The following is a 15,466-nucleotide window of genomic DNA, read 5'->3' as shown; positions in this document are numbered from 1 at the left end:
GAAAAGCAAGATTCTTTGCCCTTAAAGACGAGATGCCGATCAGGTTTGTTCGGTGCTCTTTGATCCTGCGTGTGAAAGCGGTGCTGTATCTGGCGCGATACGATCGACGGTGGCGAGCCAACGGGCTTCCTTGTGATAGGTCCGGAGCAAGGCGATCTTGGCGAACTCTGTCAGGTCCCGTTTCATCTCCATCGCAGCCAGCCGCACACCCCTGTAAACGCTGTCTCACTTTTAGGGGGAAAAATCTCGATTTTATCGGCAAAATCTCACATTTACCGGCAAAGGCTTGCCCTTGATTTTGTTGAGTTCCTTATCTCGCCTTTAGGGGCAAAGCGACAGATTGCGCGAGAGCCGTTCGTCTTGCGCGAGGTCGGATCCATGACCCGCGAATTGTTCGAAGGCGCGCTGCGCCGGCATGGCATCGCCATCAAGCCGCGCTTGGTCCTCGGCAGCCGCGAAGCCATGAAGGAAGCGGTCGCGGCCGGAATCGGCCTTGGCATCGTCCTCAACCAAGAGGTTGGATCCGACCTCCGCGTGCGGGGCATCGAGGTTGATGGAATCGAAGCCACTGCCGCCGAATACGTCGTGACGCTTCCGGATCTCGCTCAACGCGGAGCGGTGCGGGAATTCATCTCGACCGCGCGATCGGTTTATCTGGAGCAGGACGCCCAGGACTGAATTAAGCAAGCTGCGCAAAATGCTGCTCGCTCCCCGTGCTCATCGAGCGCTTCAACCCGGCTCCAGGCCCGTGCCTGTCAGCGTGCTGGGAAAACTCGAAGGTCAGGCTTCAGTCATCCTGTCCCCTCGCCTTCCGGTGCAGAAAGTCGATCAGGAGGCGGGCTCCATCGTACGGGGCCCGGTCATTCACGATTGTCAGATCGACCGTAAGCGGGGGGATCGTACGCGAGCGCTCAAGTCGGGCGCCGAGATCAGCATCGTCGCCCCTGCCCCGTCCCGCCAAGCGAGCCGCAAGAACGTCCCTTGGCGCCGTTATCTCCACGAGCGATACGTTCGCAAGATCACGCCGCGCGGTCTCGACAATCATCCGTGAAACATTGCAGACGACGATCTGGCCCGCCGCGGCTACGGCGGAGCAGTGACCCGGAATGGCATAGCCATGACCATGAGCCCGCCACGCGAGCGCAAACCGCCCCTCGGCGACGCCACGCTCAAACTCGGTATCGTCGATCGTGTCGTGTTCCTCCCAGACAGACGAGGAGCGTGTCACCAGCCGGCGGGGAAAGACGATGCGCGGACACGACGCCAGCTCTCTCGTCGCAATCTGGAGAAGAGTGTCCTTGCCCGCCCCGCTGGGGCCGACCACTAAAACGAACCCACCCGTCATCGTCAGATGATCCGCTGGCCATTGCGCCGGACCTCGCGGACGACCGGAGTCTCGCCTTTCATATGCACACGAACCAGATCGGCCCGCTTGCCGACTGCGATCTCGCCGCGGTCGGAGAGGCCCGTCGCTGAAGCGGGATTCTTTGTGACCGTCCGGATGGCCTCGGGCAGCGTCATCGCCGGAGCGCGGCTCGGCAGCTCGAATGCCGCCATCAGCAGGCTCGCCGGGACATAATCGGACGACAGGATGTCGAGCACGCCTTCCTGGGCGAGTGTTTCCGCCGCCACATTGCCCGAATGCGAGCCACCCCTGATGAGGTTGGGCGCTCCCATCATCACGGTGATCCCTTCGGCATGGCTCGCTTTGGCCGCCTCGAGCGTCGTGGGGAATTCGGCAAGAGCGACACCCTCCCGGATCGACTGTTCCACCTCTTCCAATGTCGTGTCGTCATGGCTGGCCAGGGGAATGTTCCGGCTCTGCGCAAGGGCGACGAGTGCCGGCCTGTTGGCAGCCGAGCGCTCGCCGTTGAAGCGCTGCTTCTGCGCGACCATCGTTTCGAATTCAGCCAGGGAATTGCCCATCTTTCCGTTGTAGTAGATCTGGTACTTCGTCAGATCACGGAACTGTCGCTGGCCCGGTGTGTGGTCCATCAGGGAGATCAACCCGACCGGATAACGTGCGACGAAATCCTCCACCATTTCGACCACTCCCGGCGACGGGATCTCGCAGCGCAGATGTGTCAGATGCTCGCAGCGGAGCAGGTTGTGACGGCGGCCTTCGTCGATGGCCTCGGCGAGCTGGATGAGCTCCGCGCCAAGGCCTCCGCCGTCCACATCGACACCGGCCCGCAGACTATCGAAGACCGTCGTGATGCCTGAGGAAGCAATCTGCGCGTCGTAGGCGAGCACCGCCCCGAGCGGATGCCAGCGGACCTTCGGACGAGGCACGTAGTGGCTTTCCAGGTGATCCGTATGGAGCTCGATGAGCCCAGGAATGAGGTAATCCTCATCCAGATCGGAACCGCGCTCAGGCGGCTTTCCTTCGCCGAGTTCGACGATGAGGCCGTCCTCGACGGCGACCCAGCCATGCAGGATGTCGTCGGAGAGAACGATCTTCGCGTTTTGGAGGATGGTGATGTGATCGGTCATTGATTCAGCCCCTTGTCAGGCCGTCTTAGCTGCGAAGTGCGTCACATCGACGACATGCGTTGCGACCTTGTCGCGAACATCCTCGTCGTGGAAGATTCCGATGATCGCGACGCCGGCCTTTTTCTTGCGCTCGACGAGGTCCACGACCACGGCCCTGTTGCGGGCGTCCAATGAAGCCGTCGGCTCATCGAGAAGCAGCACCGGACGATCCGCGATCAGACCCCGCGCGATGTTCACGCGCTGCTGCTCGCCGCCGGAGAAGGTGGCCGGAGGGAGTGTCCAGAGCCGTTCGGGAACGTTCAAGAGAGACAGGTATTCCTCTGCCCTGTCTTGTGCCACTTGAGAGTCGAGCCCACCCTCGCGACCGGCGGCGGCGACGATCTCAAGCGCGCCGACGCGCGGGATGACACGCAGGAACTGGCTCACATAGCCCATGACGTGGCGACGCATCGCAAGGATCCGCCGAGGCTCGGCCGTCGCCACATCGATCATTTCGCCGCCGTCGCGGATCCAGATATGGCCCGCATCGCAGCTGTAATTGCCATAGACGATCTTGAGGAGCGACGACTTTCCGGCGCCGGAAGGGCCGCCGAGAACGATGCATTCCCCCGGAGCAGCCGAGAAGTTTACGTCGGAGACGACATCCAGGCGCACGCCCTCATGCAGGTGCAGGGTGAAGGCCTTGGAGACGCCATCGAGCTGAACGAGAGGTTGCATGATCAGGCTGCCAGGACAGAAGAGACGAGGAGTTGGGTGTAGGGCTGATGAGGATCGTCGAGAACGCGGTCGGTCAGGCCCGCTTCGATCACGCGCCCGCCTTTCATGACCATGATCCGGTGCGACAGAAGCCGGGCGACGGAGAGGTCGTGCGTGACGATGATGACGGCGAGCCCGAGCTCGCTCACCAATCCGCGGATCAGGTCGAGGAGGCGCGCCTGAACCGAGACGTCGAGCCCTGAGGTCGGCTCGTCCATGAAGACGAGACGCGGGTGGGTCACGAGGTTTCGCGCGATCTGGAGGCGCTGCCGCATTCCGCCGGAGAACGCCTTGGGAATGTCGTCGATCCGGCCGCGGTCGATCTCGACGCGACCGAGCCAGTCCAGGGACGTCCCGCGGATATTCCCGTAGTGACGCGCTCCAACCGCCATGAGCCGCTCGCCGATATTGCCGCCGGCGGAGACGCTCATGCGCAATCCTTGCGTGGAATCCTGCCGCACGAAGCCCCAATCCGTCCGCAGCAGCAGACGCCTCTCGGCCTCCGTCAGGGTGGCCAGGTCGCGGGCAATGCCGTCACGCATCCGGTAGCGGATCGAGCCGGCGCTCGCCTCCAGCTCCGTCGCGAGGAGGCTGAGCAGGGTCGACTTTCCGGAGCCCGACTCGCCGACGACGGCCAGAACCTCGCCCTCGTAAAGATCGAAGGAAACGTCGGCGCAACCGATGCGCTCGCCGTAATACCTGGTCAGGTCGCGGACGGACAGAAGCGGCGCGTCCGGCAGATCGTTAAGCATGGGTGCTGTCTCCTGTCAGAGCTGCCGGAGCATCGGCCAGCATGGAACCGCGGTGCCCGGCGGACCGGCGCTCCTCGCAGAAATCGCTGTCGGAGCAGACGAACATGCGCCCGCCGCGATCGTCCATGATGACCTCGTCGAGATAGACGCCGGTGGCTGCGCACAGAGCGCAAGGATCCTTGAAGGTCTGGATGCGGAAGGGATGATCCTCGAAGTCGAGGCTTCTCACTTCCGTGTAGGGTGGAATGGCGTAGATGCGCTTCTCGCGTCCGGCCCCGAAAAGCTGCAGGGCCGCCATCAGGTGCATCTTGGGATTGTCGAATTTCGGCGTCGGCGACGGATCCATGATGTAGCGTCCCGCGACCTCAACCGGATAGGCATAGGTCGTGGCGATGTGCCCATGGCGCGCGATGTCCTCGTACAGCTTCACGTGCATGAGGCCGTATTCGGCGAGCGCGTGGAGTTTGCGCGTCTCGGTTTCTCGCGGCTCGAGGAATCGAAGAGGCTCCGGGATCGGCACCTGGTAGACGATCACCTGGCCCTCCCGGAGCGTCTCTTCCGGTATCCGGTGCCGCGTCTGGATGACCGTCGCCTCGCGGGTATGGGTCGTCGTGCGCACGCTGGCCGTCCGCTCGAAGAACTTGCGGATCGAGACGGCGTTGGTGGTGTCGTCGGATCCCTGATCGATGACCTTCAGGACGTCGTCGCGACCGAGGATCGATGCCGTTACCTGCACTCCGCCCGTGCCCCAGCCATATGGCATCGGCATCTCGCGGGAGGCGAAGGGCACCTGATAGCCGGGGATGGCGATGGCCTTCAGGATCGCCCGACGGATCATCCGCTTCGTCTGTTCGTCGAGATAAGCGAAGTTGTAGCCAGCCTCCGGCGAGGCAGCGGCCGATACATGGGTGCTCATTCTGCGGCCTCCGAGAGATGAGTGGCCTGAGCCCGCTCGTGCTCGGCGCGCATGCGGCGCACGAGATCGAGCTCGGCCTGGAAATCGACATAGTGCGGCAGCTTCAGGTGCTCGACGAAGCCTGTGGCCTGCAGGTTGTCCGCATGAGAAAGGACGAACTCTTCATCCTGCGCAGGCGCCACCACATCCTCGCCGAGCTCGCGAGCCCTCAGGCTGCGGTCGACGAGCGACATGGCCATGGCCTTGCGTTCGCTCTGTCCGAAGACGAGACCGTAGCCCCGCGTGAACTGAGGCGGCACCGCGGCAGACCCCTTGAACTGACTGATCATCTGGCACTCCGTCACCGTCAGACGACCGAGCGGCACAGGGAAGCCGAGCTCCTGGGGTGTGAACTCCACCTCGACCTCCCCCACGCGGACCTCTCCCACGAAGGGATGCGTGCGGCCGTAACCGCGCTGGGTCGAGTATCCGAGCGCAAGAACGAAACCCTCGTCCCCTCTCGCGAGCGCCTGCAGACGCAGATCGCGCTCGGCGGGAAAGTTCAGGGGCTCGCGGGTGAGGTCGCCGACAGGCGCTTCGTCCTGCAACGCGCTCGATGCCTCGATCAGCCCTTCCGCATCGAGGAGATCGGTCACGCGCGGCGTGCCGTCTTCGTCCGGTTGCACCTCGACCTCTGCAGGAGCCACAGGCGCCTCGCCGTTGGCCATGAGCATGAAATCGAGAAGACGATGCGTGTAATCGAAGGTCGGTCCGAGAACCTGGCCGCCAGGAAGATCCTTGTAGGTCGCCGAGATCCTGCGCCGGAGCTCCATCCGTGCCGTATCGACGGGCTCGGAATAGCCGAAGCGGGGCAGCGTTGTGCGGAATGCGCGCACCAGGAACACGGCTTCGATCAGATCGCCCCGCGCCTGCTTGAGAGCCAAAGCGGCGAGCTGACGATCGTACAGCGAGCCCTCCGTCATCACCCGGTCGACGAGCAGGCTCATCTGCTCGGCGATCTGCTCCGTCGCAAGCTCCGGCACGGCAGGATCGCCGCGCCGTGCATGCGCAAGAAGACGATGGGCATTGTCGATGGCGGCCTCGCCGCCTTTCACGGCCACATACATGGTCTAGATCTCCTCGACGAGACGGGTGGTGCGCGGCAGACCGACGACGCAATCCGGCGCAGCGAGCAGCACGTCGAGGCCACGCGGAAAGAGCGTGCGGTTCGCACGAACAATGTCGGCCAAGCCGCGCGGCCATGGCGACGCCAGGAAAATCCGGCTTCCGGGAATGCCGGGCCCCGTCAGCCTCCATCCCTCCGCCTCGGAGAGATCGGAGACGGCGAAGACGAGGGTCGTCGAACGGTCTGGGTATTCTGCCGTGCCGAGTGCGAAGCGCTCCACAGGCAGGGACCGTTCCGGATCGGCGACCAGCGCGAAGGCGGCCTCCTCCGGCCTGCTCACGATGGTGGCGCCGGTATGGAAGCGGAGGAACTCCGCGACCGCCGGCTCAGCCGCGAGCCGCGCATCGATCCAGATCGGTGCTTCGTGATCGGCCAATGCCAGGGCGATGGCGGCGAGTTCGGGAGAAAGAGGCCGCGGCGGGTCAAGGTCGCTGGGCAGCGGCTGAAGAGAGCCCGGACACGCAAAGGCATTCATCACGGCGCCGAAAATTTGCTGCGCGTTGGTGACCTGATCGGCAAAGCCGAGGGCGAGAGCGCTCATCAGTCTTCTCCCCGCACCATGGTGAAGAAGTTCACGCGTGTCGCAGCCGTCTGGCGCTCGCGCACCGCACGCTCTCCGGCCAAGCGAAGTTCGATCGGCTTCAGCGCGTCCTCGGTCACTCTGCTGTGACGAGGGCTCTGCAGCAGAGCGTCGATGATGGCGGCCATGCGAGCCTTCTGCGCATCGCGTCCGAGCTGATAGGCGAAGCCGACCTCCCCGCCGTCGAGTCTCACCGCGGCGCGGATGACGGTCGCCTCCCCGAAATTGAACGGAGCACCGTCGCCGCCGATTTGTCCCCGCACCATAACGAGGCCGGTCTCGGGCCGGCGCAGGTCCTCTACGGCTCCCTCGTAGCGGAGGACATCGAGAATCTCTTCGAGGTCGGTGCGCTTGGCATCCGCGCAGAGAGCCATGGCTCTCTGCCGGCGAGCTATCATGCCGTTGTCCGGAGCGGCGTCCGGAGCAGCGGCGGCGTGGGGAGTAAAGGCCATACGCGCATCCTCATTGGCAATGGGCTTGTCTTCTTGTATAGATATGTAGACAACATATTCAGATGAAGTTTTGATGACGAAACGCACTCATCGCGACCCGACGGCTTCCGATCCTCTCGATCGCGGCGCGGGATTGACGGCTTGGCGCCAGATTGCCGATCGTATCGAAGCGGACATTGCCGGCGGCCTTTTCAAGCCGGGCGAGAAACTCCCCGGCGAGATGCAGTTCGCTCAGCGTTTCGGCGTGAACCGGCACACCGTGCGCAGAGCCTTGGGCACACTGGCGGCGCGCGGCCTCGTGCGCGCCACGCAGGGCGGCGGCACCTTCGTCGAATTCAAGCCCCTGCCCTACACCATTGGCCGGAAGACCCGCTTTTCGGAACTCATGGCCAAAGCGGGGCGCGAGGCGAGAGGCGAGCTGATCGGATCCGCCGAAACGGTTGCCGCCGCGGATATCGCCGAGGCGCTCGGGATCGAGACCGGATCCCCGGTTCTCGAGCTCGTGACGCTCCACCGGGCAGACGAGGTTCCGATCTCGATGGCCCGGACCTGGCTGCCGTTGCCGCGCTTCGCAGGGATCGACGCAACCTACCGCCAGACCGGCTCGCTCACCCGCGCTTTCGCGAGACACGAGATCTCCGATTATTCGCGGCTGTCGACCCGGATCTCGGCCCGGATCGCCAATGCGGAGGAAGCGGCCCACCTCGAACTCTCGCGCGGGCGCGTTCTCCTCGTGATCGACAGCATCAATGTCAATCAGCATGGGCATCGGATTCAGGCGACGCGTTCCCTGTTCAGTGCCGACCGGGTCGATCTCGTGATCGATCAGTGAGGTGCTTCACATCATCGGCTGGTGCGCCCGTCCCATGATGGCCGTGCGCAGCCGCACCGATACGGCGTCGATCGCCGCCACCATGATGAGGATCAGGATCACCAGGAAGGAAACGGCCTGCCATTCGAGGGTGCGGATCTGCTCGGCGAGATGCAGCCCGATTCCCCCTGCTCCGACGATGCCGATGATCGTGCCCGAACGGGCATTCGACTCGAAGAAGTAGAGCACCTGTCCCGCAATCACGGGAAAGACCTGAGGCAGGATGCCGAAGCGGATCTGGTGCAGCCTCGTTCCCCCTGTCGAGGCGATTCCCTCGACGGATTTCTTGTCAGCCGCTTCGATGGCTTCCGAGAACAGCTTGCCGAAGGTGCCGATGTCGCTCGTCATGATGGCAAGGACCCCGGCGAAGGGACCGAGGCCGACCACGTTGATCCACAGAAGCGCCCAGATCAGCGTATCGATACCGCGGATGCCGTCGAGAACCCGGCGGGATGCGAACTGGACGAGGCGGTTGACCGTGGTGTTGCGCGCCGCGACAAAGCCGACGGGGAAGGCCACGAGCGCGGCAAGCAGAGTTCCGAGGAAGGCGATGGCGACCGTCTCGGCCAGCGCATGCAGGAAGGTGAAGAACTTTGCCCAGCTTCCCGGATTGGGTGGAATCATGAGCAGGACGAGCGTTCCCAGTTGCCCGATTCCGGACAGGATTCTCTCGAAGGAGAAGCCGAGGCGCCAGAAACCCAGGACGAAGAGGCCGGCCAGTACAGCGACGCACCCGATCACCACCGCACGATGCATCACCGACGGGGCGAAGTGCTGGGGATGACGAGCCCTCAGCGCGGGCAGGTCGGGAGTGATTGCTCGGAATGAAACCTTCATGGCCGTTCCTCGCGGCTGATGAGGGCATGACGCAGGCGTTCGGTGCCCAGGTCGATCACCGTCACGGTGAGAATGATCAGGAGAAGGAGAGCCGAGACATCGGCATAGTAGAACTTGCGGATCGCCTCGATCAGATCCTGGCCGATGCCGCCTGCGCCGACGAAGCCCATGACGGAAGCGCCACGCACATTGATCTCGAAACGCAGGAGCGTATAGCTCGCGAAGTTCGATAGAACCTGTGGCAGCACGGCGAAGCGGACCGTCTGACTGAAACCCGCGCCGGTCGCGACGGAGCCCTCGACGGATTTCATATCGATGTTCTCGACGACTTCGGCGAAGAGCTTTCCGAGAGCTCCCATGGTGTGAATGGCGATGGCGAAAACGCCGGGGATAGGACCGAGCCCGAAAGCGATGATGAAGATCAGCGCGAAGACGATCTCGGGAACGGTGCGGCAGAATTCGAACAGGCGCTTCACGCCGTTGCGGAGCCAGGGGTTCGGCATCAAATTCGCAGCGGCGGAAAAGCAGAGCAGAAATGCGCCAATGGCGCCGAGAGCCGTTCCAAGATAGCCGATCAGGATCGTATCGGCGAGGAGGACCAGCCACTTCTTCAGGCCCCAGAACCATTCAGCTGGATCGGTCCAGACCCGCTGACCCGCCACGGGGCCGCTGTCAAAGGTCATGATCCGATCGAAATAGCTGAAAAAATTACCGGAATTCGCAACGAGCTTGGAGAGATCGACCTGCGCGACCCAGCCAGACAGGAGCATCAGAGCGACCACGAGGCCGACAAAGGTCAACGAGCGGGCGCGCTTCGCGCGGATGGCATCGTGATAGGCCTGCAGCACGGTGGCAAGCCGGTCGTCGGTCAGGCGGGGTAATGACGTGGCCATGGGAACCAAAGCAAAGGGACAATCCGCTCCCGCGGGAGCGGATTGCCATGGAGTGATGAGGATCAGGATTTCTTGCGCAGCGAGTCGACGAAGGTATTGAGCTCGATGATCGGCTCATAGGCCTTGTGCTCGACCGACTCCCAGGGTCCGGCCTTGCCGTCCGTGATCTTCTTGAAGATTTCGGGCTCCTTCTTGGGCAGGTCCAGAACGGCCTCCTTGAGCCTCGCCTTCAGCTCGGCGGGAAGATCCGAAAGATATGCCATGGGGGAGTTCACGATCTGCTCGGACTTGAAGATCACACGAAAATCCTCAGCCTTGACCATGTTCTTGCGCGACATGCGCAGCAGGTTCGATTCGCTCTCGTCGTTCCACCAGTTGAAGGCGGCGTCGCAGGTGCCCTGCTGAACGCCCAGGACGGCGTTCTCATGGCTGCCCGCATAGACGACCTTGCCGAAAAACTGCTCGGGAACGATGCCCATCTTGCTCATGGCGAAGCGCGGAACGTTGTTGCCCGACGTCGAGTTGGGGTCGACGAGGCACAGGTTCTTGCCCTTGAGATCCTCGATTTTCTTGTAGGGCGAAGCCGTCTTCACCCACAGCACCGAGTGATAGCCCTTGGTGCCGTCGAGATTGGTTTCGATGGCGAAGGGCTCGATCTTGGCACCGGTCGTGAAGGCGCGTGCATAGGACGAGGGACCATACGAGGCGACATGGATGTTGCCCGAGCGCTGACCTTCGATCACCGCGGCGTAGTCGTTGGCGATGCGCAGCGTAACCTTCGTGCCGAGCTCCTTCGACAGGTAGCTGACGAACGGGCCGTAGCGATCGGTCACGCCCGAGGCGTTCTCGGAGGGGATGATGGCATAGACGAGCTCAGGATATTTCGATTTCCAATCCTGGGCCTCGGCCGCTCCCGCCAGTGTCAGCGAGGCAACCGCGCCAAGAACGAGGCGACGGGTGATCATAGGAAAGTCTCCATGGGTTCAGATGGGAGAAGCGAAAGGCCGCGTGGGACGCGGCACCATCCTCAAGCCGCGTAGGCGGCCGGAAGGCTGGATTGGTCTTCCTTGATGTGCTCGAACTCGACGACATCGGCAGCCTCGAGACCATAAAGCCGGCGGCTGACGTCATCGGTAAGATCGAGGGGGCCGCCATCGAACACGACCTGCCCGGCCGACATGCCGACGAGGCGGTCGCAATAGGCGCGAGCCAGATCGAGAGAATGAAGATTGCAAAGGACCGTGATACCGTACTCGCGGTTGATCTTCGCCAGGGCATCCATGACGAGGCGCGTGTTGCGCGGATCGAGCGAGGCAATCGGCTCGTCGGCCAGAATGATGTCCGGCTGCTGCACCAGGGCGCGGGCGATGGCAACACGCTGCTGCTGCCCGCCGGAAAGCTGCTCGGTTCTCTGGGCTGCAAATCCGGCCATGTCGAACTGCTCAAGGGCGGACAGGGCCATCGCCTTGTCCTCATCGCTCCACAGCTTCAGCAGAGAGCGATGGCTGGGCGCCTGGCTGAGACGGCCCATCAGGACGTTGGTCATGACGTCGAGCCGCCCGACCAGGTTGAATTGCTGGAAGATCATGGCGCAGCGGGCGCGCCAATTTCGCAGAGACTGACCGCGAAGCTGCGTCACATCTACGCCATCATACATGACGCGCCCGGTGGAGGGGTCGATAAGTCGGTTGACGAGGCGCAGAAGGGTCGACTTTCCGGCGCCCGAGCGGCCGATGACGCCGACGAAGGAGCCTTGCTCGATGGTGAGGGAAACACGATCGACAGCAGTCTTCTGGCCAAATCGTCGCGACAGGTCTTCGATGACAAGCATGGTTTTGCCTCACGTTGTGACGCTCGATTAGCCGTGCCTGATGAAACCGGAATGACCTTTGCAAGACGCTTGGATGACAATTGCCAGAAAGTAACATTCACACGCATCGCCGATGCGGCTGAGGACTCATCGTCTTCCCTCAAGATCATATCGCTCGACGACGCGGAAACGGGCATCCGGACCTGTCTGCTCCAGGAGCGTCAAGCCATCGATGATGAGCGGCTGGGCGCCAACATAGCTCTTGAGACCGTCGAGCCATGAGCCGACGCGTTCCTCCGGCAGCGACCCGCTCAAGGTCATGTGGAAGCGGAACTGATCGAAGACGTAGGGATACCCCCAGCGCTCCAGAAGCGCGCTCTGGCGCGGCGATAGATTCTGCGAGGCGCGGCGCTGCCGATCCTTATCGCTGATCGGCGCACGGAAGTGATCGAAGGCCGCAACACATTCTGCAGCGAAGAGCTGCAGGTCCAGCGACGGGGTATCCGGCGTAAGCGCAATGAACCGGCCGATCCGGCGCGGTGAGACGGCTCCCACATCGAGTGTGGGCCATTCGGCCGCGAAAGCGCGCAGCGCATGCTTGAGGCTCTCGAGAGAGCGTCCTTCGACCAGGGAGAACGGGGCCTTCAGCGTGCCATGGAATCCATAGCGGCGCGGCTCTGCCGTGCCCTCATGCAGTTCGCCTGGGGTGATAGCAGGAAGGTGAGGCTGCTCCACGGCCGCCCCCGTATAACAATCGTAGCCGAGCATCGCGGCGCCGAGGCGGGCCAGATCGGAATCGGGCCGAGGCGTGAAGTAGAGTGCATAACGAGGGAGGGACATGGGAGGAAAAAGTTTGAGCCGAGTGGGAGGAAAAACGAAATCGGCCGCGGCAGGAATGCCGCGGCACCAACGATCATATGGCCTGAGGCCGGAGAAGTCAGGCTGCGGCGGCCAGAGCCGTGCGCGCCTTCGTGGCCAGAGCCTTGGTCGCATCGACGCAATCCTGGCCGACATGCCAGTATCGATCCTGCAGCTCGATGTTGAACACCACACCCTGCGGGAAGGTGCAGGACGCCATCAGGGCATCCCAGGGGATATCACCCCAGCCCACCGGCAGATGGAGATCACCGTGACCATAGGCCAGGCGCTCGCCCTGCGTGAACATCCAGATGTCATCCTGGCGGCCGAAGGAATCGTGCACGTGAAGATGCTTGGCGAAAGGCGCGAGCGCTGCGCATTCCGAAACGAGATCGCCGCCGGTGAAGGAGAGGTTCAGATAGGCGTGACTGAAGTCCAACGTCGCCATGATATGGCTGTGATTGACGGCGGCGAGTTCGCGGCCGAGGCGCGAGGGGCTCGCCGCATGGACCTTGCCCTCATAGCCGCCGAAAAGATTTTCGACGCAGAGGATCACGCCATGCTCGCGCGCGACATCGCCCGCGCGGGCCAGCCATTCCCGCTGACGGGCATAGGCCTCCTCGATGCCGTCATGCTGCGTCACGCCGATCAGGCCGGAATGCATGACGTAGTGAACCGCGCCGAGCTCACCCGCGATTTCGAGCGAGGCCTGCAGAATGTCGAAGTGGCGCTGATTGCGGAATGGCGCGTCGAAGAAGTTGATGGCGAGGGGACCATGGACCGTATAGGTCACATCCCGTCCGGCGCAGATCGCCTTGAGAGCAGCGAGCTGGTCCCTGCGGATCCGACCGCCGACCACGAGATCGAGGTCGAAGGTCGGCAGCTCGATGGTTTCGACGCCGAAGGCCTGGCATTGATCCAGGTTCCGCGCGAATTCGCTGAGATCGGGCTTGCCGGGCTTCGCCGAAATACCCGTGCCGAGAACGTTTACAGACATTGAGAGAACTCCTCTTGAGACAAACTATCAAGCAGCGGCCCGGGCGCCCGAGGCCGCAGTACCGATGCGGTTTCCGGTTTCGGCATCGAAAAGATGAACAGCGCGTGCAGGGACTTCGAAGGAGAAGCGGCCGATCTTCGGCCCGGCGGTCGTGGCCGGCACCTGGATCACGAAATCGGCCCCCGCAACCTGGCCATGCAGCAGGCGCACCGAGCCGAGTTCCTCGCTGAAATCCACGTCGATGGACGCCACGTTCGATCCCGCTGCGCCGAGCACCACTTCCTCCGGGCGGATGCCAATGGTGACAGGCCGCCCAGGTTTGAGCCCGGCATGGGGAACGGAAAGAACGATGCCGTGCGCCTGCACCTCACCTGGCCCTGTAACCCGGCCGTCGAACAGGTTCATGGGCGGAGAGCCAATGAAGCCTGCGACGAAGCGGCTCGCCGGATTGCGGTAGATTTCCTCAGGCGTCCCGACCTGCTCGATATGCCCGCCATTCATCACGACGACGCGATCGGCCAGCGTCATCGCCTCGACCTGATCGTGGGTGACGAAGACGGATGTGGTTCCGAGGCGGTTGTGAAGCTTGCGGATCTCGATCCGCATCTGCACGCGCAGCTTCGCATCGAGGTTCGACAGCGGCTCATCGAAGAGGAAGACTTTCGGCTCCCGGATCATCGCGCGGCCCATGGCGACGCGCTGGCGCTGGCCGCCCGACAACTGGCCGGGCTTGCGGTCCAGATACTCGGAGAGGCCGAGGGACTTCGCCACGGTTTCGACGCGCGCCGTTCGCTCGGGCTTGGAGAGACCCGCGACCTTGAGGCCGTAGCCGATGTTCTCGGCGACCGTCATATGCGGATAGAGGGCATAGTTCTGGAACACCATGGCGCAGCCACGCTCGCGCGGTTCCAGGTTGTTGACGACATCCCCCGCGATGGCGATCTCGCCGGCCGTGATAGCCTCGAGCCCTGCAATCATGCGCAGCAGGGTGGATTTTCCGCAGCCGGAAGGACCCAGAACCACCACGAACTCGCCGGAGCGGATCGAGAGGTCGACGCCGTGCACGACCTGGTTTTTGCCGTAAGCCTTGCGGACGCTACGAATGTCGATATCGGCCATGTGAAAGCCTCCGTTCGATGAGAGATTACTTGTCGCTGGCGATGAGGCCGCGCACGAAGAAGCGCTGCATCAGCGCCACCACGAGGAGAGCCGGAGCCACCACGATCAGGCAGCCGGCCATGGCGACGTTCCAGTCGGGCACGCCGCCGCCCGTGGAGTCGCCGCTCATCGGAATGAGCTGTCGAAGGGCCATCACGGCCGTCCCGCGATGGGTGCGGTCCGTGGTGATGAGGAGCGGCCAGAGGTACTGGTTCCAGGCATAGATGAACATGATGGTGAACAGAGCCGCCATGTTGGTGATCGAGAGCGGCATCAGGATCTCGCGGAAGAACCGCATGGGTCCCGCGCCGTCCATCTTGGCGGCCTCCATGAGCTCCTCGGGCACGGTCAGGAAGAACTGCCGATAGAGGAAGGTGCCCGTGGCCGTCGCGACGAGAGGGAGAACGAGACCGGTGTAGGAGTTCAACAGGTTCCATTCGAGGGCGAGTTCCGCACCGGTCAGCTGCTGCCAGAGCCACGAGAGACCCGTCACGTCGAGTATCGTCTGATAGGGAGAGAACACATTGGCTGCGACCGCATAGGTCGGAACGATGCGCACCTCGAGGGGCAGCATCAGGGTGATGAAGATCAGCCAGAATGCAGTCATCCGCCCTGGGAATCGGAAGAAGACGAGGGCGAATGCGGTAATCGAGGCGAGTGCGATCTTTCCCGCCGCAACGGCGACCGACATGATGAGGCTGTTGGTGAGCTTGACGCCGAGATCAGCGCGCGTCCAGGCCTCGGCGAGATTCTCCCAGAGGTGGCTACCAGGCAGCAGGCTGATCGGCGGCGTGTTGATTTCCTGCAGGGAAAGCGTGGCTGCCACGAAGACGAGCCACATGGGCACGAAAGCAATGGCAAGCCCGATGAACAGCACCGCGTGGGTCACGAGATTGAGGACAGGCGTTCGCTCGATCATCGAGGCTCT

General features: G+C 63.0%; 18 protein-coding genes. 2 read left to right on the top strand and 16 right to left on the bottom strand.

Going from position 1 to position 15,466, the window contains the following annotated elements; genetic code table 11:
• Positions 1 to 378 precede the first annotated feature (378 nt).
• Positions 379 to 678, top strand: a complete 300-nt coding sequence (locus tag BLP10_RS23615) for a LysR substrate-binding domain-containing protein (RefSeq protein ID WP_244510593.1) — start codon at positions 379 to 381, stop codon at positions 676 to 678.
• Between the two features lie 109 nt (positions 679 to 787).
• Here BLP10_RS23615 and phnN read toward each other — a convergent pair whose 3' ends face one another.
• Genes phnN through phnG form a run of 8 tightly spaced genes read right to left on the bottom strand, consistent with a single transcriptional unit; the run spans position 788 to position 7,114 of the window.
• Positions 788 to 1,345 (bottom strand): phosphonate metabolism protein/1,5-bisphosphokinase (PRPP-forming) PhnN, encoded by a 558-nt coding sequence (phnN, locus tag BLP10_RS16355; RefSeq protein WP_091136922.1) that lies wholly within the window; start codon positions 1,343 to 1,345, stop codon positions 788 to 790.
• 2 nt (positions 1,346 to 1,347) lie between these two features.
• Complete coding sequence (locus BLP10_RS16350) at positions 1,348 to 2,493, bottom strand: alpha-D-ribose 1-methylphosphonate 5-triphosphate diphosphatase (RefSeq protein ID WP_091136920.1); 1,146 nt, start codon at positions 2,491 to 2,493, stop codon at positions 1,348 to 1,350.
• A 15-nt stretch (positions 2,494 to 2,508) separates the two neighbouring features.
• A complete protein-coding gene (gene phnL, locus BLP10_RS16345; protein ID WP_091136917.1) occupies positions 2,509 to 3,210 on the bottom strand; it encodes a phosphonate C-P lyase system protein PhnL in 702 nt (233 codons plus the stop codon).
• A 2-nt stretch (positions 3,211 to 3,212) separates the two neighbouring features.
• Entirely contained in the window at positions 3,213 to 3,989 is a 777-nt protein-coding gene (gene phnK / locus BLP10_RS16340) for a phosphonate C-P lyase system protein PhnK (RefSeq protein ID WP_091136969.1), read from the bottom strand.
• 4 nt (positions 3,990 to 3,993) lie between these two features.
• A complete protein-coding gene (locus BLP10_RS16335; protein ID WP_091136914.1) occupies positions 3,994 to 4,917 on the bottom strand; it encodes an alpha-D-ribose 1-methylphosphonate 5-phosphate C-P-lyase PhnJ in 924 nt (307 codons plus the stop codon).
• Positions 4,914 to 6,023 carry a carbon-phosphorus lyase complex subunit gene (locus tag BLP10_RS16330; protein WP_091136912.1) on the bottom strand — a complete coding sequence of 370 codons (1,110 nt, stop codon included), beginning with the start codon at positions 6,021 to 6,023 and terminating at the stop codon, positions 4,914 to 4,916. The genes BLP10_RS16335 and BLP10_RS16330 overlap by 4 nt, the downstream gene beginning before the upstream one ends.
• Before the next feature lie 3 nt (positions 6,024 to 6,026).
• Complete coding sequence (gene phnH / locus BLP10_RS16325; protein ID WP_091136911.1) at positions 6,027 to 6,623, bottom strand: phosphonate C-P lyase system protein PhnH; 597 nt, start codon at positions 6,621 to 6,623, stop codon at positions 6,027 to 6,029.
• Positions 6,623 to 7,114 carry a phosphonate C-P lyase system protein PhnG gene (phnG, locus tag BLP10_RS16320; RefSeq protein ID WP_175493943.1) on the bottom strand — a complete coding sequence of 164 codons (492 nt, stop codon included), beginning with the start codon at positions 7,112 to 7,114 and terminating at the stop codon, positions 6,623 to 6,625. The genes phnH and phnG overlap by 1 nt, the downstream gene beginning before the upstream one ends.
• Positions 7,115 to 7,187: 73 nt before the next feature.
• Here phnG and phnF point away from each other — a divergent pair, with 73 nt between their 5' ends.
• The gene (gene phnF, locus BLP10_RS16315) at positions 7,188 to 7,946 is read left to right on the top strand and encodes a phosphonate metabolism transcriptional regulator PhnF (protein WP_091136908.1); all 759 of its coding nucleotides are present in this window, start codon (positions 7,188 to 7,190) and stop codon (positions 7,944 to 7,946) included.
• Positions 7,947 to 7,952: 6 nt separating this feature from the next.
• Here phnF and phnE (BLP10_RS16310) read toward each other — a convergent pair whose 3' ends face one another.
• The 8 genes from phnE (BLP10_RS16310) to BLP10_RS16275 all read right to left on the bottom strand — a co-directional run bounded on the left by phnE (BLP10_RS16310) (position 7,953) and on the right by BLP10_RS16275 (position 15,457).
• Positions 7,953 to 8,822, bottom strand: a complete 870-nt coding sequence (gene phnE, locus BLP10_RS16310) for a phosphonate ABC transporter, permease protein PhnE (protein WP_091136905.1) — start codon at positions 8,820 to 8,822, stop codon at positions 7,953 to 7,955.
• Complete coding sequence (gene phnE, locus BLP10_RS16305) at positions 8,819 to 9,715, bottom strand: phosphonate ABC transporter, permease protein PhnE (RefSeq protein ID WP_091136903.1); 897 nt, start codon at positions 9,713 to 9,715, stop codon at positions 8,819 to 8,821. Before phnE (BLP10_RS16305) ends, phnE (BLP10_RS16310) begins: the two co-directional genes overlap by 4 nt.
• A gap of 62 nt (positions 9,716 to 9,777) precedes the next feature.
• A complete protein-coding gene (gene phnD, locus BLP10_RS16300; RefSeq protein WP_091136900.1) occupies positions 9,778 to 10,680 on the bottom strand; it encodes a phosphonate ABC transporter substrate-binding protein in 903 nt (300 codons plus the stop codon).
• Positions 10,681 to 10,742: 62 nt separating this feature from the next.
• Positions 10,743 to 11,546, bottom strand: coding sequence for a phosphonate ABC transporter ATP-binding protein (phnC, locus tag BLP10_RS16295; RefSeq protein WP_091136897.1), 804 nt, complete (start codon positions 11,544 to 11,546; stop codon positions 10,743 to 10,745).
• Positions 11,547 to 11,672: 126 nt separating this feature from the next.
• Positions 11,673 to 12,365, bottom strand: a complete 693-nt coding sequence (locus tag BLP10_RS16290; RefSeq protein ID WP_091136895.1) for a DUF1045 domain-containing protein — start codon at positions 12,363 to 12,365, stop codon at positions 11,673 to 11,675.
• Between the two features lie 97 nt (positions 12,366 to 12,462).
• Positions 12,463 to 13,380 carry a sugar phosphate isomerase/epimerase family protein gene (locus BLP10_RS16285; protein ID WP_091136893.1) on the bottom strand — a complete coding sequence of 306 codons (918 nt, stop codon included), beginning with the start codon at positions 13,378 to 13,380 and terminating at the stop codon, positions 12,463 to 12,465.
• Positions 13,381 to 13,407: 27 nt separating this feature from the next.
• Positions 13,408 to 14,499 carry an ABC transporter ATP-binding protein gene (locus BLP10_RS16280; RefSeq protein WP_091136891.1) on the bottom strand — a complete coding sequence of 364 codons (1,092 nt, stop codon included), beginning with the start codon at positions 14,497 to 14,499 and terminating at the stop codon, positions 13,408 to 13,410.
• Positions 14,500 to 14,524: 25 nt separating this feature from the next.
• On the bottom strand, positions 14,525 to 15,457 hold the full coding sequence (locus BLP10_RS16275; protein WP_091136888.1) for an ABC transporter permease subunit: 933 nt from the start codon (positions 15,455 to 15,457) through the stop codon (positions 14,525 to 14,527).
• Between the last annotated feature and the right edge of the window lie 9 nt (positions 15,458 to 15,466).

Source organism: Microvirga guangxiensis (genome assembly GCF_900102135.1).
Classification (GTDB): domain Bacteria; phylum Pseudomonadota; class Alphaproteobacteria; order Rhizobiales; family Beijerinckiaceae; genus Microvirga; species Microvirga guangxiensis.
This window is presented reverse-complemented; position numbering and strand designations above follow the sequence as displayed.

What these genes read in the sequence shown, in the direction of transcription:
- BLP10_RS23615 (WP_244510593.1), top strand. Translation starts at nt 379, where the DNA reads ATGACCCGCGAATTGTTCGAAGGCGCGCTGCGCCGGCATGGCATCGCC.
- phnN (WP_091136922.1), bottom strand. Translation starts at nt 1,345, where the DNA reads ATGACGGGTGGGTTCGTTTTAGTGGTCGGCCCCAGCGGGGCGGGCAAG.
- BLP10_RS16350 (WP_091136920.1), bottom strand. Translation starts at nt 2,493, where the DNA reads ATGACCGATCACATCACCATCCTCCAAAACGCGAAGATCGTTCTCTCC.
- phnL (WP_091136917.1), bottom strand. Translation starts at nt 3,210, where the DNA reads ATGCAACCTCTCGTTCAGCTCGATGGCGTCTCCAAGGCCTTCACCCTG.
- BLP10_RS16335 (WP_091136914.1), bottom strand. Translation starts at nt 4,917, where the DNA reads ATGAGCACCCATGTATCGGCCGCTGCCTCGCCGGAGGCTGGCTACAAC.
- BLP10_RS16330 (WP_091136912.1), bottom strand. Translation starts at nt 6,023, where the DNA reads ATGTATGTGGCCGTGAAAGGCGGCGAGGCCGCCATCGACAATGCCCAT.
- phnH (WP_091136911.1), bottom strand. Translation starts at nt 6,623, where the DNA reads ATGAGCGCTCTCGCCCTCGGCTTTGCCGATCAGGTCACCAACGCGCAG.
- phnG (WP_175493943.1), bottom strand. Translation starts at nt 7,114, where the DNA reads ATGGCCTTTACTCCCCACGCCGCCGCTGCTCCGGACGCCGCTCCGGAC.
- phnF (WP_091136908.1), top strand. Translation starts at nt 7,188, where the DNA reads ATGACGAAACGCACTCATCGCGACCCGACGGCTTCCGATCCTCTCGAT.
- phnE (WP_091136905.1), bottom strand. Translation starts at nt 8,822, where the DNA reads ATGAAGGTTTCATTCCGAGCAATCACTCCCGACCTGCCCGCGCTGAGG.
- phnE (WP_091136903.1), bottom strand. Translation starts at nt 9,715, where the DNA reads ATGGCCACGTCATTACCCCGCCTGACCGACGACCGGCTTGCCACCGTG.
- phnD (WP_091136900.1), bottom strand. Translation starts at nt 10,680, where the DNA reads ATGATCACCCGTCGCCTCGTTCTTGGCGCGGTTGCCTCGCTGACACTG.
- phnC (WP_091136897.1), bottom strand. Translation starts at nt 11,546, where the DNA reads ATGCTTGTCATCGAAGACCTGTCGCGACGATTTGGCCAGAAGACTGCT.
- BLP10_RS16290 (WP_091136895.1), bottom strand. Translation starts at nt 12,365, where the DNA reads ATGTCCCTCCCTCGTTATGCACTCTACTTCACGCCTCGGCCCGATTCC.
- BLP10_RS16285 (WP_091136893.1), bottom strand. Translation starts at nt 13,380, where the DNA reads ATGTCTGTAAACGTTCTCGGCACGGGTATTTCGGCGAAGCCCGGCAAG.
- BLP10_RS16280 (WP_091136891.1), bottom strand. Translation starts at nt 14,499, where the DNA reads ATGGCCGATATCGACATTCGTAGCGTCCGCAAGGCTTACGGCAAAAAC.
- BLP10_RS16275 (WP_091136888.1), bottom strand. Translation starts at nt 15,457, where the DNA reads ATGATCGAGCGAACGCCTGTCCTCAATCTCGTGACCCACGCGGTGCTG.